At 60.0% G+C, this 26301-nt stretch carries 22 protein-coding genes and 2 pseudogenes; 14 read left to right on the top strand and 10 right to left on the bottom strand.

Features of this window, described 5'->3' with window-relative positions; translation table 11 throughout:
- Positions 1–317 precede the first annotated feature (317 nt).
- Positions 318–833, bottom strand: coding sequence for a hypothetical protein (locus OKW28_RS36340; protein WP_429452607.1), 516 nt, complete (start codon positions 831–833; stop codon positions 318–320).
- A 1422-nt stretch (positions 834–2255) separates the two neighbouring features.
- Between OKW28_RS36340 and OKW28_RS36345 the strand changes: the two genes are divergently transcribed.
- From OKW28_RS36345 to OKW28_RS36355, 3 genes are all read left to right on the top strand, one after another.
- On the top strand, positions 2256–2615 hold the full coding sequence (locus OKW28_RS36345; protein ID WP_429452609.1) for a response regulator: 360 nt from the start codon (positions 2256–2258) through the stop codon (positions 2613–2615).
- Positions 2616–2951: 336 nt separating this feature from the next.
- Positions 2952–3299 (top strand): DUF3331 domain-containing protein, encoded by a 348-nt coding sequence (locus tag OKW28_RS36350; RefSeq protein WP_429454574.1) that lies wholly within the window; start codon positions 2952–2954, stop codon positions 3297–3299.
- A gap of 104 nt (positions 3300–3403) precedes the next feature.
- Positions 3404–3613, top strand: coding sequence for a hypothetical protein (locus tag OKW28_RS36355; RefSeq protein WP_429452611.1), 210 nt, complete (start codon positions 3404–3406; stop codon positions 3611–3613).
- Positions 3614–4129: 516 nt separating this feature from the next.
- Here OKW28_RS36355 and OKW28_RS36360 read toward each other — a convergent pair.
- Positions 4130–4272, bottom strand: a pseudogene (locus OKW28_RS36360) (PRC-barrel domain-containing protein); the annotation flags it as partial.
- A 569-nt stretch (positions 4273–4841) separates the two neighbouring features.
- Here OKW28_RS36360 and OKW28_RS36365 point away from each other — a divergent pair.
- Together OKW28_RS36365 and OKW28_RS36370 are read left to right on the top strand one after the other, a co-directional pair.
- A complete protein-coding gene (locus tag OKW28_RS36365) occupies positions 4842–5489 on the top strand; it encodes a hypothetical protein (RefSeq protein ID WP_429452613.1) in 648 nt (215 codons plus the stop codon).
- A gap of 582 nt (positions 5490–6071) precedes the next feature.
- Positions 6072–7451: an IS4 family transposase gene (locus tag OKW28_RS36370; RefSeq protein WP_429443705.1), complete on the top strand. Its 1380-nt coding sequence runs from the start codon at positions 6072–6074 to the stop codon at positions 7449–7451.
- Between the two features lie 10 nt (positions 7452–7461).
- On the opposite strand, the gene OKW28_RS36375 is transcribed toward OKW28_RS36370, so the two are convergent.
- The 4 genes from OKW28_RS36375 to OKW28_RS36390 form a co-directional block, all read right to left on the bottom strand.
- Positions 7462–8031 carry an RNA 2'-phosphotransferase gene (locus OKW28_RS36375; RefSeq protein ID WP_429452614.1) on the bottom strand — a complete coding sequence of 190 codons (570 nt, stop codon included), beginning with the start codon at positions 8029–8031 and terminating at the stop codon, positions 7462–7464.
- A gap of 24 nt (positions 8032–8055) precedes the next feature.
- On the bottom strand, positions 8056–8439 hold the full coding sequence (locus OKW28_RS36380; RefSeq protein WP_429452616.1) for a hypothetical protein: 384 nt from the start codon (positions 8437–8439) through the stop codon (positions 8056–8058).
- Between the two features lie 20 nt (positions 8440–8459).
- Positions 8460–8969 (bottom strand): hypothetical protein, encoded by a 510-nt coding sequence (locus OKW28_RS36385; RefSeq protein ID WP_429452618.1) that lies wholly within the window; start codon positions 8967–8969, stop codon positions 8460–8462.
- A 378-nt stretch (positions 8970–9347) separates the two neighbouring features.
- The gene (locus tag OKW28_RS36390) at positions 9348–9803 is read right to left on the bottom strand and encodes a hypothetical protein (protein WP_429452619.1); all 456 of its coding nucleotides are present in this window, start codon (positions 9801–9803) and stop codon (positions 9348–9350) included.
- 754 nt (positions 9804–10557) lie between these two features.
- On the opposite strand from OKW28_RS36390, the gene OKW28_RS36395 reads away from it, so the two are divergent.
- The 3 genes from OKW28_RS36395 to OKW28_RS36405 all read left to right on the top strand — a co-directional run bounded on the left by OKW28_RS36395 (position 10558) and on the right by OKW28_RS36405 (position 12353).
- On the top strand, positions 10558–10929 hold the full coding sequence (locus tag OKW28_RS36395; protein ID WP_429452621.1) for a helix-turn-helix domain-containing protein: 372 nt from the start codon (positions 10558–10560) through the stop codon (positions 10927–10929).
- Positions 10930–11059: 130 nt separating this feature from the next.
- Positions 11060–12025: a GNAT family N-acetyltransferase gene (locus OKW28_RS36400; RefSeq protein WP_429452623.1), complete on the top strand. Its 966-nt coding sequence runs from the start codon at positions 11060–11062 to the stop codon at positions 12023–12025.
- Between the two features lie 10 nt (positions 12026–12035).
- The gene (locus tag OKW28_RS36405; RefSeq protein WP_090803545.1) at positions 12036–12353 is read left to right on the top strand and encodes a GIY-YIG nuclease family protein; all 318 of its coding nucleotides are present in this window, start codon (positions 12036–12038) and stop codon (positions 12351–12353) included.
- 6 nt (positions 12354–12359) lie between these two features.
- Here OKW28_RS36405 and OKW28_RS36410 read toward each other — a convergent pair whose 3' ends face one another.
- A complete protein-coding gene (locus tag OKW28_RS36410) occupies positions 12360–14453 on the bottom strand; it encodes an FUSC family protein (protein ID WP_429452625.1) in 2094 nt (697 codons plus the stop codon).
- A 282-nt stretch (positions 14454–14735) separates the two neighbouring features.
- Complete coding sequence (gene ppa, locus OKW28_RS36415; protein WP_090803541.1) at positions 14736–15263, bottom strand: inorganic diphosphatase; 528 nt, start codon at positions 15261–15263, stop codon at positions 14736–14738.
- A gap of 297 nt (positions 15264–15560) precedes the next feature.
- On the opposite strand from ppa, the gene OKW28_RS36420 reads away from it, so the two are divergent.
- The 5 genes and pseudogenes from OKW28_RS36420 (at position 15561) to OKW28_RS36440 (ending at position 20776) form a co-directional block, all read left to right on the top strand.
- Positions 15561–17000, top strand: a complete 1440-nt coding sequence (locus tag OKW28_RS36420) for an aldehyde dehydrogenase family protein (protein WP_429452627.1) — start codon at positions 15561–15563, stop codon at positions 16998–17000.
- Positions 17001–17091: 91 nt separating this feature from the next.
- A complete protein-coding gene (locus OKW28_RS36425) occupies positions 17092–17850 on the top strand; it encodes an SDR family oxidoreductase (protein WP_429452629.1) in 759 nt (252 codons plus the stop codon).
- A gap of 140 nt (positions 17851–17990) precedes the next feature.
- Positions 17991–19310 carry an MFS transporter gene (locus OKW28_RS36430; RefSeq protein WP_429452631.1) on the top strand — a complete coding sequence of 440 codons (1320 nt, stop codon included), beginning with the start codon at positions 17991–17993 and terminating at the stop codon, positions 19308–19310.
- 106 nt (positions 19311–19416) lie between these two features.
- Positions 19417–19581, top strand: a pseudogene (locus OKW28_RS36435) (helix-turn-helix domain-containing protein); the annotation flags it as partial.
- A 250-nt stretch (positions 19582–19831) separates the two neighbouring features.
- Complete coding sequence (locus tag OKW28_RS36440; RefSeq protein WP_429452633.1) at positions 19832–20776, top strand: cupin domain-containing protein; 945 nt, start codon at positions 19832–19834, stop codon at positions 20774–20776.
- Here the strand turns inward: OKW28_RS36440 and OKW28_RS36445 are convergent.
- A complete protein-coding gene (locus tag OKW28_RS36445) occupies positions 20773–21735 on the bottom strand; it encodes a LysR substrate-binding domain-containing protein (RefSeq protein ID WP_429452635.1) in 963 nt (320 codons plus the stop codon). The two genes, OKW28_RS36440 and OKW28_RS36445, sit on opposite strands and share 4 nt — an antisense overlap.
- Before the next feature lie 628 nt (positions 21736–22363).
- On the opposite strand from OKW28_RS36445, the gene OKW28_RS36450 reads away from it, so the two are divergent.
- Positions 22364–23479, top strand: coding sequence for a lactonase family protein (locus OKW28_RS36450; RefSeq protein ID WP_429452636.1), 1116 nt, complete (start codon positions 22364–22366; stop codon positions 23477–23479).
- 625 nt (positions 23480–24104) lie between these two features.
- Here OKW28_RS36450 and OKW28_RS36455 read toward each other — a convergent pair.
- Positions 24105–26159 carry a sigma-54-dependent Fis family transcriptional regulator gene (locus tag OKW28_RS36455; protein ID WP_429452638.1) on the bottom strand — a complete coding sequence of 685 codons (2055 nt, stop codon included), beginning with the start codon at positions 26157–26159 and terminating at the stop codon, positions 24105–24107.
- Positions 26160–26301 lie beyond the last annotated feature (142 nt).

Raw genomic sequence — 26301 nt, forward strand, 5'->3', positions numbered from 1 at the left:
GTCTTCGCTTCAATCGCGCCGGACGTGCCGCCGCCTGGCCTCACTCTCTATCGCGCGGGCGATAGACAGCCCAGCCAGAAAGGCCTTTAGTCAAATTTCGACGGCCGCGCTCTTCCGTTGGCAGATAGTTCTGCTTAACTTCATACGTCGGTTGAATTGATAGTGGAGGTGTTGAAAAGACTCGTCGACATGCAATGGAGGCTGAAACTGGTCACCGCACGGTCCGGACGCTGCCGAGCGTTGGCGAGCTGCGTCCAGTTCACCCACGGCCTCAGCTGTCGGGGAACTGTTGAACACGAGCGCATCTCTGTTAGCGTTCAATGCGCATGCCCGCGACCGCCGCCACCGCCCCAGTAATGGCCGCCGCCGCCCATACCGCGCCCTGGGTATCCGTTGCCACCCCAGCCCCCATGACCGCCCCAACCGCCGCGATATCCGTGGCCCCAATAGCCGTGGTGGCCCCAGTAGCCGTGGTGGCCCCCGCCGTAACAGCATCCGCCCCAATAGCCGAAGCTCAGTGACACCGATGGTTCCCACCACACGGGCCAGCCGTAGTACGGGTACGCGACGGGGTAATACGCAGGCACGACGAAGACGGGCGCGGCTGGTGCGATATAGGTGTTCGTCGATGCAGTTACATCTGACGCGGCCGCACCGGTCGCGGCTGCGTCGGTCATTGAGAAAGGATATTGCTCCTGCGGCGGCGCCGCCGGCACTTCGCCGTACGGAACGTAGCCGTAGGGCACGTAGTAGTAGCAACCGGACAAAGTTGCGGACAGGACCACCACCGCAACGACGCCGCCCGCGCGCGACGTTGCATCCAGCGTTTTCATGCCCAGCTCCGGGGTCTGATGCGACGCAACATGGGACGCGTCTTCAATTAATACGGTTCGTGAGCGTAGGCGCGCAAGCAGGATGCCTATTCGCGAGTGCAAGATTCAGCTTGACCCCAACGGTCGCGAGAACTACGCGGACGCTGCTCTTCGCATCCTTGTAGACGCAACCACCTCCTGTGCCAGGGCTGGCGAGAGGCTGAATGAGAATGTTGCGCCGCCTTAACAACGACTGGGGGCCCAGATTTGCCCACCATGGGCTGCATGAATAGAACTGGAAATCGCAGACCCATCGCCCTGCCGGAAATGCATGTCATAAGGAACGGTTCGAAGGTCGCGGAAGCTTTTCCTCGCAAATACCAGACCCCGAGTCCTTAACCGCGGCGACAACATCGCCTTCAGGGTCAAGGCAGGACTGGACTATGCACGGTTCGACACCGCTCGTTAAATCTCCTAAGCGCAGTTATACGCCCGTATAACCAGGTGACGCTAACGCGTATCGACATATCCTACCGTATAGTAGATTTGCCATTCGGCAAAACCTATTCTTCTCTCATCGAGACAGCGTTGCCGTTATGACAGTGCAAAGCTCGCGGTTCGGCCCGACCACAACATCGCCTTTTGGGGTGGCCCGACCCGTTCGTTTTTTTAACGTCTTCAAGGATTCATCGTGTCAGCTGTTTTGCACAACTGGATATATATCGGCAGTAACGCGTATGCGGAGTACACGTTCGTGCCGTGGCTTGACAGGAACATCTATCGCCGTACCGTCGACCTCTCCGCAATATGCATCCAGTAGCCGCAAGTCAGGGATTATTCGACCTCTAGCCACGTACTGTGAAGCTCTGTTGTGCAGGTCGTTGCTATTTCAACGGCTCCCGGCACTGTCGCACCGCGCGGATGCACGCTACCGAAAGACCCTGGGGAGCCACCAATGGCCGCAAAGCGCAAGTCTGCATTGAGGAGCATCACCTCATCGGGAATTCCGACTCTACGCGAAGGCCTCAAAACACAGCTCGCGCCGATTGCCACCGCACTGACGGAAGAACTCGCGGCGCTGTTGGCAGCCGCTCTCGACGACGGAAGAAAAACAGACGCTCGACCGTCTGTCGCAGGCGCTAAGCGACGCGGTCCCAGAGTCTCTGCTAGGGGCGTTTGAACCGAAAATGCTCGCAGGCGGAAAGTCAGCGTCGGAATGTCGGCCATCGCTTGTCGCGGTAATGCGCGCGAGTCAGGCTGCGCCCACCGGGCAAGCATGCGCACCTGATGAAGACGGAAACACAGACTGTGCTGTTGGCGGCGTCAGCTGCCGCGAGAACGCTCCCGTCCAACGGACTGCTTTCAACGCGTGGGAGCAGCGGAATAGCTGTCGCCGGCAAACAGACGCGGTGAAAGACCACCGCTTCGGGGGCGGGTCATGGGATGGTGTTACTGGTCGATGACGACATGAGCCTGCTTCAGGCGCTTGAAACGTTGATTTGCGGAGAAGGTTACGAAGTAACGACTGCGTTGAACGGAGATGAGGCACTGCAGGCAGCACGCCGAAGGCGCCCTGACATCGTGGTTTCGGATTTCATGATGCCGGTCATGGACGGGCCCACCCTCATAGGTGCGCTCGCGGCCGAGCCGGACTTCGCAACTATTCCTGTCCTTCTAAACTCAGCGGTGGCGACACCACCGGCCCACCTGCAGGTGTCGGCGTTTCTCAGAAAGCCAGTCGCAGCCTCGCGCCTGCTCGAACTGCTTCGACTGCACAGTCACAGTAAGGCCCAATCGCCTTGACTGGTCACTTCGATATGCCGCCAATGGAGAGCCATTCCAGCCTCCATCGAGGAGTACCGCATTTTCGAAGAAAGCGCAGCCACCGGAAACAGTGCTAAAGGGAGGAACACGATGTTGAACGCTGAACCGAATACGGGCTCTGACATGCTGTCAGAGAGTGGCTCCAATCTTACGTCTATTGTCCCCGCGCTGCCTTCAGGCCCTTATCCGTCGGCGCACCGGCCGGGCCAGCTCGCCCAGTCAAAGTCCGCTTGCGGCACTTCGTCGCCGAATGGCATGGACCCCTGGGCATCGACGCTCGCAGCCATCCATCGATTTTCTTCCCCGCCAGCCCCGATGCGAACTACTCCGGACGTGTCCGGCCGCCCCCGCTCCACGGGCGAGCCGTTCCGTCCGCTGCAGACGGGCGGCGGCGACGTGCGCCCCTTCACTGTGACCGTCGTTGAGAAACTGTCCAATTATCTCTTCGTGCTGCGCTGGCATGACGCGACCCTTTGCAACTACGAAGAGCAGGTCTGGTCGGCGTATCTCGCTCGCGCGTCAGGGTGTTGCGCCCTATCCGGCAAGCATATCAATCTGGGCGACTCGGTCTACCGTCCCCGAGTCCGCGGACGAGTCATACCACTTAACAGAGACGCAATGATTCTCGCCAGCGAGCTGGTCAAAGCCCGCACAGGCGCCTGACACGCGCTGGAGTTAATGTATGTTGGACTCGGACTCGCTAAAGCATCCCCAGAACACAGGCGGTCTCAGGGTGCTCTCCACCGCCTGGCCACAGGAGGTTCAATATGAAACTTGAGGCCGCCACGTTCGTGCGACTACGCCGTCTCGCCCCGGTTCTCGACGACATACTCAGCGCAGGCGAGGTCGACCACGCAGACCAGGCCGTAGGCCTTGATTCGCTCGCCCAGCTATGCTCACAGCTCTTCGATGCATACCGCGGCCAACATCCGGGCGAGATTGCGCAAGTGCGACTCGACGCCCTTGAGTCGCTGTAACGCGCCGCTTATGGACTGGCTGGCTGCTTCAGGTGCCTCGCAGCCATAAAAAAACCGGTTCCGTCGGCATATGCTACCCAGTTTTTCTTTCGAATTTTTGCGTGTCCCACACCGTGAGGCCTGTCATGGACGAAAGAAAGCGAGATAGCATAGTTGCTTATCTCCGTCGCCGTATTAAGGCGCCTGGCATCAAGCCGGACGACCTTACGCCTGCAATTGCGAGCGACCCTGGGCCGGACCCGGTACAGCACGCTGACCCTGACGCGGTCAGTCTGCTGCGAGCAGAGTTGGTGAAATTGCTGCCTGCAGTCCCAGGTCGTATCCGTCTGCCACCTACATTGAAAGGCAGAGAGTTACTGCGGCGGTTTGGCTTGTTCACGGTTGCCAGCGGCTGCGGTGATGCCAGCGCTTCCGACGCCTTCGAAGGCTACTGAAATTCATGCCGCCGCTACCGACGGCAGAAATTCAGCCGGAATCGCAGTGGGATGGCCTGCAGTAACGCCGGTTGTTTCTAGTTTCTCCGTCCGACGAAACAACCTGTGTGCCGTCGAGCGTCGCTGCGGCCATCACCTCCGGCCCCGGACCGTCTCCGGTGCCGCTGCCGACAATGTCCGCACCGCCTTTTCCGATGCGGCGCCTTGCGGGTCCAATGTGCCCATGATGTCCTCCATGTGTAATGGTGTAAACGTTCATGCGCAACGGATATGCCCGCGCGGGGCACGGCGCGCAGATTCAGGTTGCGTTCTGTTTTTCAAGATGCGAACCGCGCAGAGCGACGCGTGGCCAGGATGTTGGGCGAACCTCCAGCTGCAACGCGATTCCATGGAGCAAGCAGCGCACGCCCGTAGGTACGCGCCTTGCGGCGTGTTTCACACCTCAGAAGTCCACCGTCAACATAGCTGTCCGCGGTGACGTTGAGGAGATAACGGCAACAAGCCGTTCCTCGACAGGAGATATCTATCTGCTTCCGAGAAGAACGGGCGCGTCGCGAATTACATATCAGAAAATCTCGCCGTACCTGTGGTACTTTTTTTGAGCGTCCACAAATCTCCCGAGATGGCAGCCACTTTTTATTGGCCGTCATGCTCATCAAATCTGGTTATACCTACTGCCGACTATCGCAGTGCTCTGAAGTCCTCAAGGACAGCAGTGTGCAGCAGTAGCCGAACGGAAGGTGCACATGAAGTGTGCTCCATTGGATTTAAGCGAATCTGGCTGGGAGATATTGATGAACGACGCGACAATGTTTGATGGAATTGACGAGCTTTTTCAGTTCGGCACTTTGCTCCCGCTCTGGACTTTCAAGCCGAGGCCAGAGCAGACGTCTGGTTTGCCCGACAGCACTCCGGTGCTGACTTGCGCGCTGACGAACAAGGAGGCTGACTGTCTAGAGACTGAGCATTCTGATTCATATATCACTTTCGAGTGGGTCGGGACTGGTGACTTTATTAGCTTAAACATCTGTCTGTATCTTGGCTACACGCGGGTGTATTGGGTCGTCGATATAAGCGACCCCGAAGTTTATGAGGCAATCGAGTTGTGGAAACGCGCTGGCAAGGTTCCTATTGCGTTTTTCGCCCGCGACGGTGAGGTCCGGCGTCAGCTTTATCACGTTACACGTATGCCGCCATTTAATCCGGAGGTTAGCACGTACTGGTCTGAACCGTGCCATGAACCGACCGCGCGCCGATGGGAGGCGATGACCGTATTGCTCAACGCATGGCTCCGATTGCCCTACATAACCGAAGTTATCGTCGGTACGCCGCTGCGGCACGCTCTCGGGAATGTTCTGCTGACGAAGCGCTGGGAACGGCTCGCAAACGAAGGCATCGTCGCCAATTCAAGGAAAGCGATGCGCGCGGAAATACCGGATTAGTCTCGCGTGTGTCTTACATCATTTGCGTTTCCGACGATAAGCCACAATCTCCCGGTACGGGCATGTCATGATGAGACGCGCAGGCCGCTGCGTTACCTAACGTTCGGTTTGGCGGATAGGTCTCTGAACAATCAGCTCCTCGGCGAAAGGATGTTGCTTACGTTGTAGCTCGGCTCGCGTTCGCGGTCGGAAGCTTCGGCGAAATTCGAACTCGCTACGTACGCACCGGCCTTTCTCGTCTCGGAGACCAGACGTAGTATCAGCGAGTAACAGTTCTTTCGCGCGCTGCAGATTTAGCCCGCACCTTCGCACTCATCGCATCTTGAGAGGTTTGAGATAAGCGCAGACATTCACGATTTTGGCTCGCTTTCGTACGGTCTGAACTGTGAGAGGTAAGCTGCCGGCACAACCTGAGTAAGCCATACGCCGTTATCCGAGCGGGAGAAGGTATTGAACCGCCCCGGGTTTCCCCTCAGGATTACCCATAAGTCGCTCGCGACTGTGCGATTGAAGGGCGATGGCTTGTAAACGGTGACGACCGATGTTAACTTTGATCCGGTTCGTGATCTGTGATGTCGGGCATTGTCGGACACATCTGACCTTGATGATTGGGCAAATGAAGAGTTTGGCGCCGCCGAGCTCGGCGACGCTCGCCTGACCAGACGGCTCGTGACGCTGGCACGCAAGCTTTCGTTGGGCCCACATTGCTCTTTTCCGCAGTCGTTCAATGGTTCGGAGCTGAAGGCGGCATATCGTTTTTTCGACAACCCGCACGTGGATGTCGATGGCGTGCTGGGTGGGCACATCGGTCAAACGCTGTGTCGTATGCAACAGGTGCCAGTCGTCCTTGCTGTTCAGGACACCACCGAGTTCAATTTGTCTCATCTGCGGGCAACCGAAGGTCTGGGATATGGCTCCGATCCACATGTGCGTGGTTTCCTGATACACAGTCTGCTTGCGCTCACGCCAGAGGGGCTGCCACTCGGGGTGATCGGGATGAAGACCTGGATACGCAGGCACGAGGAGTTGGGCAAGAAACATCTGCGTGGGCAACGAACCGTACAACAGAAAGAGAGCGCGAAATGGCTCGAAGGCATCGAGCAACTGGGCGTACTCAAGACGCACTGTCCGTGCACGCATGTCATCGGCGTGAGCGACCGTGAAGGCGATGTCTATGACGTGTTCCTGGCGCAGCGGCCTGCCGGTGTCGACTGGTTGGTGCGCGCGTCGTGGAACCGACGCGTTGCTCACCCCGATCGATATTTGTGGGAAACCGTGCTGGCCTCGCCAGTGCTTGGAGAGGCGCAACTGCAGGTGCCTGCACGCGAAAACCGCCAGGCACGCACCGCACGGCTGGTTGTGCGCTGCATGCCCGTACGCCTTCGTCCGCCGCAAAATCGTCGTCGCGAGAAGCTTCCCGAAATTGAAGTGTTTGCAATTCATGCACAGGAAACGAACTTAGACGAAGGAGCAGAGCCATTGGAATGGCTTCTACTGACTTCGGTGCCTACGCAAACACACGCAGAGGCCCTCGAGCGTCTTGCATGGTATGCGCGCCGATGGACGATTGAATCGTGGCATCGTGTGCTTAAAAGTGGCTGTCGCATTGAAGCCCGCCAATTTGGCAATCTCGATCGATTCGTCCGCGCCACCGCATTGTTCGCCGTCGTAAGCTGGAGGATCCTGTACTCCATGTTGCTTGCCAGGCTTGATGGCAACCTGCCATGCGAAGTATTGCTGCAGCCAATCGAGTGGCGAGCCCTCTACTGTCGTACGCATGGCAGTACCGAAATACCTGATAAACCGCCGTCACTCGCGCAGGTCATCTTGTGGATCGCCAGACTCGGCGGATATCTCGCTCGAAAGCATGATCGTCCACCTGGTCCTACCGTCATCTGGCGTGGATTTCTTGTCCTGCACGAAATCACGATGATGTACCGAATATTCAGGCAAAACGAATAGCACCATCACATTACTTGTGGGTAATCCTGAGGGAAATCCCGGGCCGGTTCATATACCCATCAGCGTGCATCTGCCCGGCATCCACGACCAGTATCAATGGTTGACCGTGGCGAGCACCTACCCGCGTCGCTGTGGCGACGTCCGTGCTTAGATGCACGGCGTGCCTAGTTTGAGCCGTCAACCCTTCCACGGCGATATTCGTCCAGTTACTCCAAGCGGTGCCGTGATAGAGAACAGCTGGCGGTTCCTTTGCGGCATATCCTAGGTCCACGCCTATCGAGTGGCCCTGTGCCGCGCGTATCCGCAGGCCATCCGGTGAGAGCGAAAAGCGCTGTTTGTCGTTTGTGGCCACGACCGCGAGGATGAAGTCTCTGGTCACTGTCGGCAATGTCCTCAGTCGCTTCGATGCATTCGCGTTATGCGCGGTACGTTCTATTGCGCGTATCAGCTCATCGACAGATACCCAATCCTGACGGTCGAGCCGGATGCCAATCATCTCGGGTCCGTGTCGCAAAACCTTTGAGAGAAGCCTGCTTAACACGATATGGTCAGCCGGAACTTGCGTATCAGTATTGGGCACCGTTACCTTGAAGAAGTATCCATCTCAGTGTCTCTTGCGTTGCTTCGCTTGGCACAGCTCCAGCTCTTTTCTGAGCTCATCTATCTGCACTTGCATGCTGGCTGCTCGTTGGAGGAGTTGCCCGACCTTGTACCAATATGCGTATCCCAAATCTCCGCCCTCTAAGCCGAGTTCATGGAATTTTTGTAGTGCAATGTCCAAGTCAATTTTATTTTCCGTAGGCATGTCGCTCTCTGCAGTTAGCGAAGGATAAGGCTCGCGCAAGGAAGACGCTGAGCGCCAGAAAATGTAGCCTTGGTGCACATAGCGCTTCTTTATGCGTAACAACACCAAAGCGAGGACGGCTCCGAGCGCTGGTACATACAGTAGCGGTAGATTTTGGAGGACGACTTCCAGAATCTGTTCCATTACTTCGATAGAAGCTGTGCTCAGCGCTTCGTGAATTGTTTTGCGGCTGTCAACACCGGCTTGACCTTGTTAATCGCGAGAAATTGAAGCGGCGTCGAACCACCAAGCGCCTCTATTGGTGTGGTAAAAAAAATCCACGTGTTCCAATCGGACGTATCACCGAGGCTCCGTAAGACTTTCGCAAAGTCGTTGTTAGGAATCGTGGGGGAGAGAAAAAATCCAGGGATGTACGCCTCTCCTTCGAGCTCAACGCTAAAGACTTTCCCTGAAGCGAGGGATTTGCTCAGTTTCTTCTCTGTGACACCTGCCGCTCCAATGTAGTCTTCCATACGTAGCAACTTTCCATGGTCCACGAGAGCGTGGAGCTCGGCATTTGCCGACTCACTCTGTATCGCATCCTCGTGTGTACGCAAATTCGATTGCCGACGAATGCGCTTGCGTAAATCCTCGCCCTCTTGATGCAACGCGGGAAGGTCTAGGTTGAGTATCGTAGGCACGCCGATGACTCTCCACAGCTGATTCTTAAACATACGCCCGAGCTCCTCAGCGGGGAGCTCGAGAAGTGCGTTCCAGCCTATAGGGTCACATAGGAGGGCAGCGACAACTGCACGATGAATCGCGTGGTCTATCAGTGCCAGCCGTGCTTCTTCAGGCGAAAGAGCTTCTCGTTTTTGACGAGAGGGCCGCGGTACTCCATTGGTTGTGATTGGATTCATGGCGGTAGGTGTTAGTCGGAGACCGGTGTCGTTCTTGTGATGCTAAAAAACGTCGCACTTAGCGCTTTGAAATCTGCGGCTGCAGCTAGTGCTCGCTCCACTTCCTCGCGCATCAGAAGCCTCAGTGGCGTGAGCCCTCCAAGCGACTCTGATGGCGTCGTAAAGAATTTCCATTTGCCCCAACCGGTTGAGTCACCCAAGCGCCGTACGACCTTCGCGAAATCCCTGCGGTCGACTAGATTCGATAAGGCAAAGATTGGGTAATACTGCTTGGACTCGAATTCCATAGTAAACACTCTGCACGACGCAACTTCTTCGCTTAGCTTCTGCATCAGTGATGCCTGCGGCTTTGCAAAAGTCCTCAGCGGGAAGCAGCCTTCCTTGTAGAACAAGGGAGTACCGCTCTATGTTCGCCGCAGAGACATCGGTCAACCCCGGAAGTTCTGAAGCTCGGCGGTTGGTCAGCTGCCCTTGCTTCTCGTCTTCCTCACGAGTCGAGCTTAGGTCCAAGTTCGACAACGTGGCGGTGCCAATGACTTGGATGAGGTGTGCTTTGAACAGGCGGCCAACCTCCGCATTCGACAGGAAAAGACTTGCTTCAGCGCCTGTTGGGTCCGACAGCATCGCCGCAACGGCGGCATTGCGCATGACTTGTCGCACATCGTTGCTCGTATTACTTTCGGACCTCGGCATAGCCATCCCTATGTGTTGCTACTTCATTACCTGTGGGCGCAGGACTGAGGCGACCTCCACGCCCATTTTTGACGACAGGCCACGTCCTTCCGAGATGTGCTTGCTCAGGTACCGGCCGTAGATTTCGAATCTCGCTTACTCACCCGTTCTCGAAGCTCATTACGTTTACCAACCGTGGCCTCTCAACGCGCCTACCGGATGCGACAGGCGAGCACGGTCTCGTCTCCCCGTCGGTAGTTGAATACCAATAACGCACGACGTCCGAATCTTTGGCTTGAACCTCCGTCCACAATCCGCTTACCCGGCAGAGCGTGACGGAAGCGTCATCCTCATTACGACCCAACAGGTGAACCGAAAAGGTTACATCGCCAAGATGCAATACCAGTTCAATCAGCGCCTCAGCACCGTCCACCACCCAACCGTCCGGGCTCGCGCAGTCCGCACCGCCAGAGGAGGCTACGACAAAAAAGTTCAGCGTGAGGTCCGACCATCCAACGCAGCGCCACGGAAGAAGTGGCTGCATGAGCCTCTTCTTAATGGGATGTGGCTCTTCCCAACTGCTGTCAGTAAATAGCATCAGAACGACCAGAGGAAATTCAGATTGGAACTATAACAACGCAAAACGTTGTCTACCAACATATCACGTTGTTACATCAAATGCTAGAAGAAGGGAACATGCGCGTTGACCAACGACACTGAATGTTGAGTAGTGACAGCGACTCCAGACCACACATTGAATAATCGACTCGGGCCTAGGCTCGCTCGAATTCGCATCGAACGGGGATATTCACAGGAGTATCTGGCTCGGCGGCTAGACGTTCACGTGGAGACCATCAGCCGATTCGAACGTGGCACTGCTCTCCCAACTCTGCCCCGTTTGTTTGAGCTAGCTGAAGCGTTGGCCGTGCCTGTGGCGGAACTCTTGCAAGGGGAGTCAACGCGGCCAGTCGATGTGGGGCTAGAATTCGCGGCGCGGCTCGAGCGACTTTCGATTGAAGACCAAACCTTCATGAAAAAGTGGTTCGAGGAAATGTGCGACCACCTTGGCAAATCGCGCCGCCCGCGCAAGAAAGCAGGCTAGAACGCGAGTTGACGGAGTGCAGCGACACGTCAGCTGCGAAATTGCCGAATCGAACCCACCTTCCAAAGCTAATTGTAAGCTTTGTAATTCCGCGAGCCGCGGTAGGATTTGAAAGGTAATTGACACATAAATGCCACAAACCCACCCGACGCTACCCGTTCAAAAAAAGGCCAAAAAACCACCGGCCACATATGTCTTCGACTGGGCCTGGGCCGACGCGTACAAGCGCAACGGCGTGCCCTATTACCCGAAGCTGCTGTGCGCGGTGCCCTTCACGCCGGTACAGGGCAACCGGCTACTGTCGGCGAACGAGCATGCGTTGCGCCATCTCGCGGCCACGTTGATGGCGTTCGCCGAGCAGGCCGAGGTGTCGTCGCTGCACGTGCTGTTTCCGACGCAGAGCGAAGCGAACGCGCTCACCGATATCGGCATGATGCAGCGCGAAGGCGTGCAGTTTCACTGGCTCAACGACGGCTATCGCGACTTCGAAGACTTTCTGTCGACGCTCGAACAGAAGAAGCGCAAGAACATCCGCGCCGAACGGCGCAAGGTGCACGAGGCCGGCATCACGATGCGAAGGATCCGCGGCGCAGACATCGAGGATGCCGATTGGCGCTTCTTCAGCAAGTGCTATCGGCAAACCTATCGCGAGCATTTTTCGAGTCCGTATCTGAATCTCGATTTCTTCAGGATGATCGGCGCGTCGATGCCGGAGAATCTGCTGCTCGTGATCGCCGAATATGAAGGCAAGCCGATCGCGAGCTCGCTCGTCGTCTATCAGCGCGACGAGAAAACCGGCGGCACCTTGTATGGCCGCTACTGGGGCGCGCTCGAACACGTGCCGTGCCTGCACTTCGAAACCGCGTACTATCAGCCGCTCGAATTCTGCATCGAAGAAAAGCTCGGCGCATTCGAAGGCGGCGCGCAGGGCGAACACAAGATGGCGCGCGGCTTTCTGCCGACGGTCACGCGCTCGACGCATTGGCTCGCGCATCCGGCGTTCGCCGATGCGGTCGGCCATTTCCTCGATAACGAAAAAAACAGCATCCACGCGTACGTGGACGAGCTGCGCGAACACAATCCGTTCAAAGGCTAGAAGCGCGGTTATGGCGTGGTTTCTCTATCTGCTCGAATGCTCGGACGGCAGCGTCTATACCGGCATCGCGACCGATGTCGCTGCTCGCTTCGACAAACACCTGAGCGGCACGGGCGCGCGTTATACGCGCTCGCGCAAGCCGGTGCGGGTGCTCGCGTCGTTCGAGCTGGCAGACCGGTCGAGCGCGTCGAGCGCCGAGTATTGGGTCAAGCGGCTCACGGCGGCCGATAAACGGGCGTTGGCGGCCGGGGTGTTCACGCTGCAGTCGGTGTTGCCGGTGGCAGCGGTGAATGACGTCGCGGAAGACGGTGAACGTTCCGACGGCTGAGTCGAGCTATCCCCTCGCCTCCCGCATCCTCTCCGTCAACAGCCGATGCACCCGCGCCAGCTCGCCCACCACATCTGCTTCCAGCGACGTCAACTGCTCGCGAGCGGGTAACTCGAGCCGCACCGGCCGCAACGTGCGGTTCAGCGCGGCCTCGATCGCCGCGCTGATCGCCTCGACCCATTCGTCGAGTTCGCTATGCAGGTCGCGACGGTTCGCGGTGAGGCGCAATTGCGTCGCGGTGCCGGCCATCCGTCGCAGCAGGCTCAGCACCGTCAGCGTGACCGTATCGGCCATCGAGTCCTCGAGCTTTTCGAGCCGCACGCGGCCGATCGCTTCTTCCGCGTTGTTGCTGGTGAGGCCCGCAGCGCGGCGCAATTGCTCGATCTCCTTGCCGCCATGCCGAGGCGCCTCGAGCGACGCGCGCAGATACGCGAGATTCGCGCGCACCGCGTCGCCGAGATAGACGCGCACATCGAGCTTCTCGCGCGTCGGCCATAGAAGGAACGTCGCGAGCAGCGCGAGCACACAGCCGAGCACGTTGTTGCCGAGCCGCGTCAGCGCGAACGCCAACTCGTTGGCGCCCGGCGTCGCGAAGTCGGCGACCAGCACGAAGGTCGGCGTCAGGAACAGCACGAACAGGCTGTAACTGACGGGGCGCAGCGCCATCGTCGCCATCACCAGCGGGAACACCGCAAGCGAGATGCCGAGCGGCGAATGAATCGCATAGCCGATCGCCGCCGCGAGCACACCGCCGACGATACTGCCCGTCGCGCGTTCGATGCTGCGCGGCCAGGTCGCGGCGATCGACGGCTGCAGGATCAGCAGCGTGGCCATCGTGGCCCAATAGCCGAACGGCAGACCGAGCGCGCGAATCACGACGAAGCCCGCCGTCGTCGTCACGCCGACACGCGCCGCATGGCGCAAGCCGACCGACTGCCACGACAGGTTGGCCTTCAGCGTCGACCACGCGCGCGCCGTATAACGCGCGACGCACGCGCTCCACGGCTCGTCGTGCACCTCACGCGGCGCGAAATCGACGAGCTCGAAACCGGATTGCAGCTTCACCGGTTCGAGCAACCCGCTTTCGAGCCGATGCGCGAGACGCCGCAGACGCGCCTGCAGGTCCGCGAGACGTTCCCAGCGCGCATCGCCGGTCGCGCTGCCGATGTCGCTGAGCACTTCGCCGATCGCATTGAGCGAGCGCACCGCGCGTCGCGTGCGGCGCGGATCGTCGGGCACTTTCGCGCCCGCGCCCGACACCGCGATCAGATACGCGAACAGCGCTTCGCCGTCGGTCAGCAAACCGAGCAACGTGTCGTAGACGGCCGCCCCGCCCGCCTTCGATGCGGGCACGTTCGCGAGCGCATCGCGCGAACGTTCGAGCGACGCGCGCGCATCGGCGCGAAAGCGCGCGGCATGCGTGGCCCATTCGCGCCGCGCGGCACGGCCGCCGACAAGCCGCGCGCTATCGAACGCGACATCGGCGAGGCGCAGATACACCGCGCGCAACGACGCGCGGCTCGCGCCGAATGGATGAATGCGCCACACCGTCAAGCTCAGCACGATCGCGAACAGACAGCCGATCAGATAGACGCCGAGAAACGCACCCGCGTGCGCGTCGTGCATCGGCCGATCGACCATCACGACGCAGGCGGTCGCCGCGAGGATCGTCACCTGCGACGTGGCCGCGCCCCAGATGCGGCCGAACGCGCCGAGCGTCGTGAACGCGAGCACCGCGAGCGCGGCCCACGCGGCACCCGACGCGGACGCGAACGCGGTCATGCCGCCGCACAGCGTCGACAGCAGCGCGAAGCTCATCATCGACATGAAACGCGCGCGGTTCGAGCCGGCGGCATCGGCGAGGCAGGTCCAGAACGCGCCGATCGCCGCCCACGCAAACACCGGATCGTGCAGCACGTTGCCGAGCGCGAGCATCGCCGTCGATGCGCACGCCGCCCTCAAGCCCTCCGACAGATTCGCCTCGCTCGCCGCGAACGACACCATCCAGACCGGCCGCTTGCGATAGATCGCGGTGACGACCGAATGCAGCCGGGTCGACCAGCGCGGCGATGTCGAGTGGGGCTTGCTGCGGTTCATCATCCGGACAGTGGGTTTGGTTAAATTTATGGAAACGCGCGGGGTGCCGAAGTGAGTTCGCGCGCGCAAAGGGCGTGCGACGAATGATAAGGGTTTACACCTAAATATAAAAATGCGTTCCGTTCATTGAGGCAATGCGTTCAGCTTATGTGCGCGAGACGAAAATCGTGGCGCTCTTTGCACGGTAGTCGAATGCCGCGCAAATCAGATGAAAAAACCGCGCGGTCCTTGCGGACTCGCGCGGTTTTCGTACTGCATGCAGCAAGCGGATGAACCGCGGCGCGCTTACTTCTTGTAGTTCGCCACGCCTTCGCTGATTTCCTTGTGGGCAGCATCGACGTCGGCCCAGCCTTCGACCTTGACCCACTTGCCCTTCTCGAGCGCCTTGTATTGCTCGAAGAAGTGCTTGATCTGGTCCTTCAGGTAAGCCGGCACGTCGTCGACCGACTTCAGGTTCGCCGTCATCGGGCAGATCTTGTCGTGCGGCACGGCGATCAGCTTCGCGTCGACACCGGACTCATCAGTCATCTGCAGCATGCCGAGCGCGCGGGCACGCACGACCGAGCCTGCCAGCAGCGGGAACGGCGTGATCACCAGCACGTCGACCGGGTCGCCGTCGCCCGACAGCGTCTGCGGAATGAAGCCGTAGTTGGCCGGATAGCGCATGCCGGTGCCGATGAAACGGTCGACGACGAGCAGGCCCAGGTCCTTGTCGGCTTCGTACTTCACCGGGTCGCTTTGCGCCGGGATTTCGATGATGACGTTGAAATCGTGCGGAAGGTCATTGCCTGCGGGAACGTGATTGAAGCTCATGAGCGCTCTCTGAAGGGGATGGAAATCGGAAGGCGGCGAACGGCGCGCGGGCTGCGGATGCGGTGCGAACTGTGTGCGAACCGCGAACGTCGGGCACTGAAACCCTCTCGCCCCGAACGACGGGGCCGCGCACCGGACCGTACGGAATGCGCCATTATAGCCAATCGGCAGTTGGCATCCGCGGTCGGATCGGCGCGATAATCGTCTGGCGAGTCTCGCTTCGCGTCTCTACCGTTTTGTGTCTCCCCTTCGAACCCGCGCCGCCGCACGCCGGCCGCGCGTCATCAAGGAGCATGCATGGAAGAAGCACGGCATTTCATCGGCGGCGAGTGGTGCGCCGCTTCCTGCGGCGAATCGATCGCCGTACTCGATCCCTCGGACGGCCAGCCGTTCACGCGCATCGCGCGCGGCACCGAGGCCGATATCGACACCGCCGTGCGCGCCGCACGCGCAGCGTTCGACGGCGCATGGGGTGCGCTGAGCGCCGCCGAGCGCGGCCGCGTGCTGTACCGGCTGTCGCTGCTGGTGGCAGCGCGCCAGGAAGACCTTGCACGGCTCGAAGCGCGCGACACCGGCAAACCGCTCAAGCAGGCGCGCGCCGACGCCGCCGCCCTGACCCGCTACTTCGAGTTCTACGCCGGCGCGGCCGACAAGCTGCACGGCGAAACCCTGCCCTACCAATCCGGCTACACGGTGCTGACGATCCGCGAGCCGCACGGCGTGACCGGCCACATCGTGCCGTGGAATTACCCGATGCAGATCTTCGGGCGCAGCGTCGGCGCGGCGCTCGCGACCGGCAATGCGTGCGTCGTCAAACCGGCCGAGGACGCGTGCCTTTCCGTGCTGCGGGTCGCAGAGCTCGCCGCCGAGGCCGGCTTGCCGGCCGGTGCGCTGAACATCGTGACCGGCTATGGACACGAAGCGGGCGCCGCGCTCGCGCGTCATCCGGGCATCGATCACATCTCCTTCACGGGCTCGCCCGAAACCGGCAAGCTCGTCACGCAGATGGCCGCCGAAAACCACGTGCCGGTCACGCTCGAACTCGGCGGCAAGTCGCCGCAAATCGTGTTCGCCGACGCCGATCTCGACGCCGCGCTGCCGGTGCTGATCTCCGCGATCGTGCAGAACGCCGGGCAAACCTGCTCGGCGGGCAGTCGCGTGCTGATCGAGCAGGCGATTTACGAGCCGCTGCTCGACAGACTCAGCAGCGCCTTTCAGGCGTTGCGCGTCGGGCCGTCGAATGCCGACCTCGACTGCGGACCGCTGATCAGCGCGAAACAGCAGCAACGTGTGTGGGATTTTCTGTCGGACGCGCAACACGACGGCATCGCGATGGCCGCGCACGGCGAGGTGATTCCCGAAGCGCCTGAAAGCGGCTTCTATCAGGCCCCGACCTTGCTGCGCGACGTGCCCGCGAGCCACCGCCTCGCGCGCGACGAAGTATTCGGTCCGGTGCTCGCCGCGATGTCGTTCCGCGACGAAGCCGAAGCGCTCGCGCTCGCGAACGGCACGCAGTTCGGGCTCGTCGCCGGCATCTGGACACGCGATGGCGCGCGCCAGATGCGCCTCGCCCGACGCGTGCGCTCGGGCCAGGTGTTCATCAACAACTATGGCGCGGGCGGCGGCGTCGAATTGCCGTTCGGCGGCGTCAAGCATTCGGGACATGGCCGCGAGAAAGGCTTCGAGGCGCTGTATGGCTTTACGGTGCTGAAGACGATCGCGATCCGGCACGGCTAGCGCGTGCCGGAGGGCTCGCTCGCGATCGGCGCGAGCAGCACGTTACACGCAACATCGCATCGCTCTATCCATCACAAACAACGGAGACATCATGCGGTTGACAGGTAAAACGGCCATCGTCACGGGCGGCGGTTCGGGTTTCGGCGAAGGCATCGCAAAGACCTTTGCGCGCGAAGGCGCGAACGTCGTGGTCAACGACCTCAACGGGCCGGCCGCCGAACGCGTCGCGAGTGAGATCGCGATTGCGGGCGGCAAGGCGATCGCGGTACCCGGCAACGTCGCGCAACGCGACGACTGGCGCACGCTGCGCGAGGCCGCGCTGGAAGACTTCGGCAGCGTGCAGATCGTCGTCAACAACGCGGGCACCACGCATCGCAACAAGCCGGTACTCGAAGTCACCGAGGCCGAGTTCGACCGCGTCTATGCGGTGAACGTGAAGAGCATCTACTGGAGCGTGCAGGAGTTCGTGCCGTATTTTCGCGAGCAAGGCGGCGGCAGCTTCATCAATATTGCGTCGACGGCGGGCGTGCGGCCGCGGCCCGGGCTCGTCTGGTACAACGGCAGCAAGGGCGCGGTGATCGTCGCTAGCAAGTCGCTCGCCGTTGAGCTGGGGCCGCAGCGGATTCGCGTGAACTGCGTGAATCCGGTGATCGGTGAGACCGCGCTGCTGTCCGAGTTCATGGGGGTCGAGGATACGCCGCAGAACCGGCAGAAGTTCCTGGCAGGGATTCCTCTTGGGCGGTTTTCGACGCCGCAGGATATTGCGAATGCGGCGCTGTATCTGGCTTCGGATGAGGCCGAGTTCATTACCGGCGTGTGCCTCGAAGTGGATGGGGGGCGCTGCGTGTAGCGGTAGGTGATGCGCTGCGCACGCACAGCGTGCGCAGTTAGTGTTTTCCCCCAATATCGATTCGTCCTGCAAAAGACCTGGCGCGGATAGAATCGTTCGGCGGCGGCACTTCAATTCCATAAAAAAGAGGAGACATAGTCATGGCTAGTCCTGCAGATCCGCTCCACCATCCCGGCGCTGGCGCGCCGCCTTCGACGTTCGAAGAGGCGACTTATCGCAAGGTTACCTGGCGGCTCGCGCCGCTATTGATGCTCTGCTACATCGTTGCCTATCTGGACCGTGTGAACGTCGGCTTCGCGAAGTTGGGGATGAGCACGGATCTTGGCTTGAGCGATGCCGTGTATGGCTTCGGCGCGGGGATTTTCTTCATCGGCTATTTCATCTTCGAAGTGCCGAGCAACGTGATCCTGCATAAGGTCGGCGCGCGTGTCTGGATCGCGCGGATCATGATTTCGTGGGGCGTGATATCCATGCTGACGATGTTAGTCACCACGCCGACGATGTTTTATGTGATGCGCTTTCTGCTCGGGCTTGCAGAGGCGGGCTTCTTTCCTGGGATTATTTTGTATCTCACCTACTGGTATCCGGCGCATCGGCGTGGACGGATGACGACCTGGTTTATGACGGCGATTGCGTTGTCGGGGGTGATTGGTGGGCCGGTGTCGGGGTACATCCTGAAGAACTTTAATGGCGTGAACGGGTGGCACGGGTGGCAGTGGCTGTTTCTGCTCGAAGGGGTGCCGTCGGTGCTGGTTGGGATCATCGTGTTCGTGATGCTCGATGATCGGATTTCGAAGGCTAAGTGGCTGACCCGGGAAGAGCAGCAGTTGCTTGAGAGTCAGGTGTCGGCTGAGGAAGCGACCAAGCACGATATGCCGATTCGGCAGGTACTCACTAGCGGGCGGGTGTTGATGTTGAGCCTCACCTACTTCTCGTTTGTGATGGGGCTTTATGGGGTGAGCTTCTGGTTGCCGACGATTATCAAATCTACCGGCGTTACCGATGCGTTTTTGATTGGGTTGCTATCGGCGGTGCCGTTTGCGGCGGCTGTTGCGGCGATGGTGTTTGTGGCGCGGAGTGCGGATCGGTCGAGGGAACGGAGATGGCATATTGCGTTGCCGGCGTTTCTTGGTGCTGTGGGGCTCGTGCTTTCCGTCGTTTGGACGCATAACACCTTGCTTGCTATGACTGGGTTGACGCTGGCTACCATGGGCATCCTCACTACACTGCCGTTGTTTTGGAGTTTGCCTACGGCGATTCTGGCAGGCACCGGCGCCGCTGCCGGGATTGCGATGATTAATTCGATTGGCAACCTTGCCGGTTTCCTTAGTCCTTATGCTGTGGGGTGGTTGAAGGAGGTTACCGCGGCGAACGATTCGGGGATGTATATGTTGGCGGCGTTTATGGTGCTGGGCGGTTTTCTTGCTGTTAGTGTGCCGGCGAGGATGGTTAATAAGTGAGTGGAGTCGCTGCTGCGAGAGTCTGGCGACACTCGTTACTGCCTCTCTCTTCTTCCAGGCGGAAAGCCCCGGCGGCCTCAAATCTGAAGCGCAACACCTGTTTCGTATGAAGTGTTGTGAGCACGAAAGAACTCCGTATCTACAGCTTCAACCCGAAGAGCGCCTGACCATTGCAAGCCTGCATTTGCACGGTTCGAGTGTCCAGGCCATGGCCCGGACACTCGGGCGCTCGCCTGCCACCATAAGCCGTGAGCTAGCGCGCAACAGTTCTATTACACAACCTCGTTCAACATTGCCCCTTGGTCGAACCTTGGCCGATGATGAACTGCATAGCGGCCCGGTACGAATAACCCGCCGCGCCTCGAAACCGTCGCACGGTGTTCCTTTTGCGCAAAGGTGATTTCGATGTAGGGCACTTCTGGCGCAAACGCCGCGCGCCTGAAGTCAGGTCAGCCTTCGGACGCGGGTCCTCATAAATGGACCCGGGCGAAGCCTCCTCAAAAGTCGAAAGGAGCAAAACCATGCTGACCAGAACATCCCCCGCGCTTCGCACCGAACCGAATGTCGCCACGGAAGACGCGCAATACTTCGAATACACCTCGTCCGCCAATCCGATTGGTGCGAAGCTCATCTCGCGTGTGCCGTTCCATAACTTTCCGCCTTCGCTTTATGCAGACGGCGCAACCCGGGTCGTGCCGCTCGACCTGTCTGCCGAGCTGGGTTGCCCGGGTCCCGCGACCAGTCCCGGTCTGAGCGCCAGCTTCCTGCGCATCAATGCGGGCGATGCGTTGACACTCGATCCCAATGCGACCTCGCAGGTCTGCTACGTCATTAGCGGATCGGGTAGCGTGAAGCAGTCGGAAACGAACTTCCCCTTTTCGGTAGGCGATTTCTTCACGTTCCCGGGCGGCCATGCCACGGTGCTGTCCGCTGCTGCGACGACCACGCTGTATTACGTCAATGACGCGCCACTGCTCACCTATCTTGGTACCACCGGGGTACATGCGCGTTTTGCGCCGACACGCTATCCGGCCGCCGAGGCGCAGGCAGCACTGCGCGCAGTCGGGGAACAAGCGAACGCGGGTCGTCGCAACCGCATCAGCGTACTAATGGGCAACACCAACTTTCCGCAGACACGCACGGTCACGCATGTGTTGTGGGCGATGTTCGGCATCGTGCCGCCCAACTCGGTGCAGAAGCCGCACCGGCACCAGTCGATTGCACTCGACTTCATCGCCAGCGGCAAGCCGGGTGTCTATACGCTGGTCGGAACGGAACTGGACAGGGATGGCAATATCGTGAACCCGACCCGCGTCGATTGGAAAACGGGGATGGCATTCGTCACGCCGCCGGGACACTGGCATGCGCATTTCAACGAAACGAACGAAAACGCCTATGTGATTCCGATCCAGGATGCAGGCTTGCAGACTTACCTGCGCACGCTAGACATCCGCTTCGCCCATTAAGGCTGACGCTCCAGTGCGAGTCCGTCGTCCCAGTACGGCGGCTCGCCAAACACCTCGGCATAGAAATCCACGAAGGCGCGCACCTTCGACGAGACGATCTTCTTCGGTGGGTAGACCGCCCAGACCGCGGGTTCGGCTCGTCCGGTGCGTGCTTCCCATTCCGGTAGCACGTGCTGCAAGCGTCCTCCGCGCAGGGCCGTAGAGGCGAGCCATGTCGGCAGGAGCGCCACGCCACAACCGGCCACGGCGAGCGCGAGCACGGCTTCGGAGTCGTCAGCGCGCAAGCGCCCCTGCAACTCCACCAGCACCTGTTCCTGTTCTTGCGACGCCCGCGCGTCCGCGGTGACCAGCGTGAAATACCATTTGTCGTCCGGAACCACGGACACGCGAAGCGCATCGCGCGCGGCCAGATCGCCAGGCACACGCGGTGTGCCGCTACGCGCGAAATACGCCGGGCTGCCACAGACGATACGACGATGCGGTGCCAGGCGCCTCGCCATCAATGACGAATCGGGCAGCACGCCGGTACGGATCGCCACATCAATGCCCGCATCGATCATATTGAGCGTTTCGTCCGTAGAGACGATGTCGAGGTCGATATCAGGATAGCGCGCCATGAAGGCCGGCAGATGCGGCACGATGTGCAGGCGGCCGAATGCCGGTGGCATTGTCACGCGCAGCACGCCTTGTGGCGTGCGATTTAGCGACGACGTCACTTCGCGCGCGTCATCGAGTGCTTGCAACGCTAACAAGGCGTGTTCACGAAACAGCCGGCCGCCTTCTGTCAGGACGAGGCCGCGCGTCGACCGGTTGAATAGGGCGATGCCCAGATCTCTTTCGAGTTCGCTTACGTAGCGGGAGACAGTCGAGGTCTTGACGGACAGTGCATTGGCCGTCTTGCTGAAGCTCTGCAGTTCCGCTGCGCAAACGAAGGCCCGTACTGCGGCGAAGTAGTCCATGGACTGTCTGACGTGGATGGGATTACCTGGCTTTTGCCGAGACCGGTAGTGTACTGCCCCGGCGCGGCCAGCGTGATGAGGAGTCGATCACGTCGTGAAAGCTACCGCGTTTAGATGCAATGTCCGCTTCTTGAGGCAGATCAGTCATACCTTTGCCGGGATTCAACGGCATCGGGAGCACCGTCAAAAAATGTTCATGGTCAAGCGGCCCAGATGGACTATATACAAACGAGGGGCGGCGAATGGCTGTACGTCCAACGAAAACCGCCCTTGACTCAGGTCCACGAGAGCCGCAGTCAAGCCGAACGGAGACGTACGACGCCGAATAGTCGCGACCCGTCTTTTCCCACATAGACCGGTCAGTGGATCGCAGCGTTAGCATCATTGCCGGGGGCGACGCGTTCCCGACCAATCCACCCCTGCCCGATGTTCCCTGTTCGACCTCCTTAACCACCGTGTAGTAAACGCGACAAGGGGTGAAGTAATGAAACAGATCGCGAACTGGGTAACGCTCTTGCAGGTCTGCCTGTAGCCCAATTTATCGAGGACGTAACGTACAGCTACCTGTTCTGCCCACTCGTCCATCCGACGTCACCCGTTCGCTCGTCGCCCATGCAAGGAGTACGCCATGTCATTTATCACGTGCCGTTTAGCGTTTCTATTGCGAACCATCGCGTTCGCGACGGTGTTAGGATTCGCTTCAATCAGCATTGCGCAAGCCGATTCGGAGGTTGATCCGCCAGGAGCGGTTTACGTTCTGTCAAACCAGCCGTCCGGGAACTCGGTTCTTGTCTATTCGCGCGCTGCCAACGGAATACTGAACTACGAGGCCACGTACTCAACTGGCGGTAAAGGAGCAGGCACGGGAGCCGATCCACTAGGCTCGCAGGGTTCCCTAACGTTGGCAGCGGGCTTTCTCTTCGCCGTGAATCCGGGCAGCAATGATGTTTCGCTGTTCGCGGTCGACGGCAGCAAACTGACGCTGCTCGACAGAAAACCATCAGGTGGTCAAATGCCCGTCAGCGTGACAGTCAAGGGGCCCATCGCGTATGTGCTTAATGCCGGAGGCACACCGAACATCAACGGCTTTATCGTCGACGCGTTTGGCAAGCGTCTCGTTCCATTACCAGGCTCACAACGACCACTTGCCGGCGGAAACGCCGCCCAGCCCGCGCAAGTGAAGTTTGCGCCGGAAGGCAACGAACTGCTCGTGACCGAAAAGGGCACACAACTCATTGACACGTATTATGTCGGCTTCACCGGCTACGCCTCGAAGACTCCAACCCCCCATGCGTCAAACGGCGTCACGCCGTTCGGCTTTTCCATCACGACCCGGGGTTATGCGATCGTCTCCGAGGCCGGATCTGGTTCGGTTTCCTCATATGAGGTCGAGGACAGCAAACATCTGACTTCCATCAGTGCAGCAATTCCCTTGGGCCAGAGCGCCCCTTGCTGGCTTGTCACCACGGGCGATGGACGTTATGCCTACACGGCCAATGCCGGTAGCGGCTCGATCAGCAGTCTGCGGATCGCGGCGGACGGTACAGTACGCTTGCTCAATCCGACTGCAGGCACACTCAGCGCTCCCCTTGACATGGCGCTCAGTGGTCACAGCAAATTCCTCTACGTTCGTGAAGGTAACGGCGCTGTAAGTGGCTTTCGCGTGATGCCAGACGGAACACTCGAGCCACTTGGCTCAGTCACCGGCGTACCGCCGGGGGCACAAGGGATCGCGGCGCGCTAGACACATCTCCCCCGCGCGGGGAGATGTGCACGCGGGATCATGCTTTCGTATCCCTGTATCGGCAGCCTTCGCGCAAGAACGTTGCCGGTACCGCTGAGCACCCGCCGTCCACCTTGATCCGATTGAAATCGAGGCTCCCGGTCAAGCAGGTGTTAGGTGAGTCCAAACGGGCGACGGTGAGCGAGTTGTCCACGGCCGGCCGGCGGGTCGCCTGTTATTACCATGACGCTGGCCGGCGGCGGGTAACTCGCCAGGTGGGCGCGCGACGTTTCTTCGACATACGCCGTTTCATGAATGAGCGACGCACGAGACTACAGGGTCAAGGATGTGGGCTGCACATGCCCCTGGAAAACCTTGACGGACCGCCTCAGGGCGTGGACCCTGCTACTGTGAGATTTGTAAGCGGTTGTAGCTAGCCGGGACGCGTTGGCATCACCCGCTCCAACGGGCCAGGGATGCGTCACGCGCCTGCAAGCGATCCGGGTGCGGTGCGCGCCTCCGGTAGAGTCGTGAAAAGGAAAAGTGCTTCGGCTACTGTAGACCGCACGCAAGCAAATCGACTCATAGAGAAAACAATGGCCGGTCACCGCGGCAATTATCGATTGGTCCTGCGCAAACTCCCGCATCAATCCTTTTCCGCCACCCGCCCCGGCTGCACAGCCGGCATCCTGCGATAGATAGTGTTCCGCGAGACCCCGAGCGCACGCGCCGCGGCAGACACGTTTCCGCCATAGCGCGCCAGCGTCATCGCAACCACAGAGGTGGCAACATCCTGCAGCCGAGCACCGTCGGGCAGCGACGCATCGCCAGCAGCAGGGGCATCCGCAGCCGAACCGGCCGAAAGGGCTGAAGAGCTCGAAGCGGCCGACGCAGCAGAGTCCCCCTGTCCAACCTCGCCGTCGCCGCAACCCGCGCCCCCCACATCATCCAAAAAATCATCCGGCAAATGTTCCCACCGGATCTCCCCATCCTCCTCCACCATCGCCGCCGCAGTCCGCAGCAGATTAGCCAGTTGCCGACAGTTACCCGGCCACGCATGTCGCCCGAACACCGCCATCACATCAGCCGCAACGCTGAGCGCCTGCCGCCCCCCGCTTTCGACTGATTCCCACTGCAACATCTTCTGAACGACGACCGCGAGATCGCTCCGCTCACGCAACGCCGGCAACCGAACCGCAAGCCCGTTGATCCGATAGTAAAGATCCTCACGAAACTGGTTCTGCGCAATCATCTCGCGCAAGTTGCGGTGTGTCGCGCAAATAATGGAGACATCGACAGGAACCGCCCGCGTCGCCCCAAGCGGCGTCACAACCCGCTCCTGCAAAACACGCAGCAACCGCACCTGCAACGAATGCGGCATATCCCCGATCTCATCGAGAAACAACGTGCCTCCATTCGCCTGCATCAGTTTGCCGATCGCCCCTTTACGCCGCGCGCCGGTAAACGCACCCTCTTCATACCCGAATAGCTCAGATTCGATCAGCGACTCCGGAATCGAAGCACAGTTAACCGCAACAAACGGCCCATCACCTCGCGGCGAATCGTTATGAATCGCCTGCGCGAGCAACTCCTTGCCGGTACCGGTCTCGCCGGTGATCAGAATCGGAATATCCTTGCCGAGCACCTTGCGAACCTTCGCGATCAGTGCGGACACACGAGCATCGCCAGTATCGAGATCGCCGAGCCGCGACAGTCCCGCAGCCGGTTGACGCGCATTCGCACACACCGGTCGCGGTGCGACTGCACCCTGCACATCGACGACTCCACGCCCCAGCCCAAACGACGCCCGCCTGAACTGCCCGCGCGCGCAAACCACCGCACCGTTGTGCAAATTCAGCATCAGATGCGGCGCGACGCCATGCGTCAAACGATCGATCAATTGCGCATACGAGATCTGAAATAGCGACGACAGCGTATGCGCGCGCAACGCAGCGAGCGACAAGCCCAACTGAAACTGCGCACTTCGATTCGCGGACAGAAAGCGACCATCATCGGTAAACGCAATGATCCCTTCCATCAGCGTGCCGAGAAATTCCGGCCGTCCGTGGAAAGACACTTGCAGGACGTCGCGAAACGCAGTCGAGAACAGATGGTTTTCGATCATCTGCACCGACATTTTCGCGAGCGCCATCGTGTGCTGGTGATAGCTGCGGTGGTCGCCCGTCACGTCGAGCACCCCGATCAGATCGCCGTACGGATCGAGAATCGGCACACTCGAACAGGTCAGGAAGCGGTTCGCCGCCAGATAGTGCTGATCGCCATGAACGACCATCGCACACCCCTCGGCCAGCGAGGTACCGATCGCGTTGGTCCCCTGACGATCCTCGGCCCAGTTCGCGCCAGGCCGCAGCGCCACTTTTTCCGCGCGATGCAGAAAGTCGTCGTCGCCGATCGAATGCAGAATCAACCCTTCGGCGTTGGTCAGCACGATCATGCTTTGCGTGTTGACGATCTGCTCGCGCAGCGTCTCCATGACCGGCATCGCATGCGCGCACAGCACCTGGTTCTGTTCGCGCTTGAGCGCGAGTCCCGTGTCGGACAGGATGTCGTAATCCGGCCGGATCGATGCGCGCAGACCGAACGTCTCGGAGCGTTCGTGGGCTTTCTGGATCGCCGGTGCGGGCCAACCTTTGGAGCGGATAGCCGCCGCCACGCTGAGCGGATGAACGTCGTCGCGCATTGTCTCCTCCTGAATGCGCCCAGGTCGTGCCGGACGCTTTGATGCGTGTCAACAGAATACTCCCTTTGTCAGTCCGCCCGACGCGTGCGGCGACCCCGCGCGGGCCCGCGTCCTTGATCTGCGTCAGCGTCGGCCGAATCTG

The organism is Paraburkholderia sp. 40 (genome assembly GCF_050434105.1).
Lineage (GTDB): Bacteria > Pseudomonadota > Gammaproteobacteria > Burkholderiales > Burkholderiaceae > Paraburkholderia > Paraburkholderia tuberum.

Excerpts from the sequence above, each read along its gene's own strand:
- OKW28_RS36390 (WP_429452619.1), bottom strand. The coding sequence starts at position 9,803 with ATGCGCAATGCCGCCGTTGCGGCGATGCTGTCGGACCCAACAGGCGCT.
- OKW28_RS36345 (WP_429452609.1), top strand. The coding sequence starts at position 2,256 with ATGGTGTTACTGGTCGATGACGACATGAGCCTGCTTCAGGCGCTTGAA.
- OKW28_RS36340 (WP_429452607.1), bottom strand. The coding sequence starts at position 833 with ATGAAAACGCTGGATGCAACGTCGCGCGCGGGCGGCGTCGTTGCGGTG.
- OKW28_RS36440 (WP_429452633.1), top strand. The coding sequence starts at position 19,832 with ATGCTGACCAGAACATCCCCCGCGCTTCGCACCGAACCGAATGTCGCC.
- ppa (WP_090803541.1), bottom strand. The coding sequence starts at position 15,263 with ATGAGCTTCAATCACGTTCCCGCAGGCAATGACCTTCCGCACGATTTC.
- OKW28_RS36355 (WP_429452611.1), top strand. The coding sequence starts at position 3,404 with ATGAAACTTGAGGCCGCCACGTTCGTGCGACTACGCCGTCTCGCCCCG.
- OKW28_RS36405 (WP_090803545.1), top strand. The coding sequence starts at position 12,036 with ATGGCGTGGTTTCTCTATCTGCTCGAATGCTCGGACGGCAGCGTCTAT.
- OKW28_RS36380 (WP_429452616.1), bottom strand. The coding sequence starts at position 8,439 with ATGGAACAGATTCTGGAAGTCGTCCTCCAAAATCTACCGCTACTGTAT.
- OKW28_RS36430 (WP_429452631.1), top strand. The coding sequence starts at position 17,991 with ATGGCTAGTCCTGCAGATCCGCTCCACCATCCCGGCGCTGGCGCGCCG.
- OKW28_RS36350 (WP_429454574.1), top strand. The coding sequence starts at position 2,952 with ATGCGAACTACTCCGGACGTGTCCGGCCGCCCCCGCTCCACGGGCGAG.
- OKW28_RS36425 (WP_429452629.1), top strand. The coding sequence starts at position 17,092 with ATGCGGTTGACAGGTAAAACGGCCATCGTCACGGGCGGCGGTTCGGGT.
- OKW28_RS36445 (WP_429452635.1), bottom strand. The coding sequence starts at position 21,735 with ATGGACTACTTCGCCGCAGTACGGGCCTTCGTTTGCGCAGCGGAACTG.
- OKW28_RS36385 (WP_429452618.1), bottom strand. The coding sequence starts at position 8,969 with ATGTTTAAGAATCAGCTGTGGAGAGTCATCGGCGTGCCTACGATACTC.
- OKW28_RS36410 (WP_429452625.1), bottom strand. The coding sequence starts at position 14,453 with ATGATGAACCGCAGCAAGCCCCACTCGACATCGCCGCGCTGGTCGACC.
- OKW28_RS36400 (WP_429452623.1), top strand. The coding sequence starts at position 11,060 with ATGCCACAAACCCACCCGACGCTACCCGTTCAAAAAAAGGCCAAAAAA.
- OKW28_RS36455 (WP_429452638.1), bottom strand. The coding sequence starts at position 26,159 with ATGCGCGACGACGTTCATCCGCTCAGCGTGGCGGCGGCTATCCGCTCC.
- OKW28_RS36420 (WP_429452627.1), top strand. The coding sequence starts at position 15,561 with ATGGAAGAAGCACGGCATTTCATCGGCGGCGAGTGGTGCGCCGCTTCC.
- OKW28_RS36450 (WP_429452636.1), top strand. The coding sequence starts at position 22,364 with ATGTCATTTATCACGTGCCGTTTAGCGTTTCTATTGCGAACCATCGCG.
- OKW28_RS36365 (WP_429452613.1), top strand. The coding sequence starts at position 4,842 with ATGAACGACGCGACAATGTTTGATGGAATTGACGAGCTTTTTCAGTTC.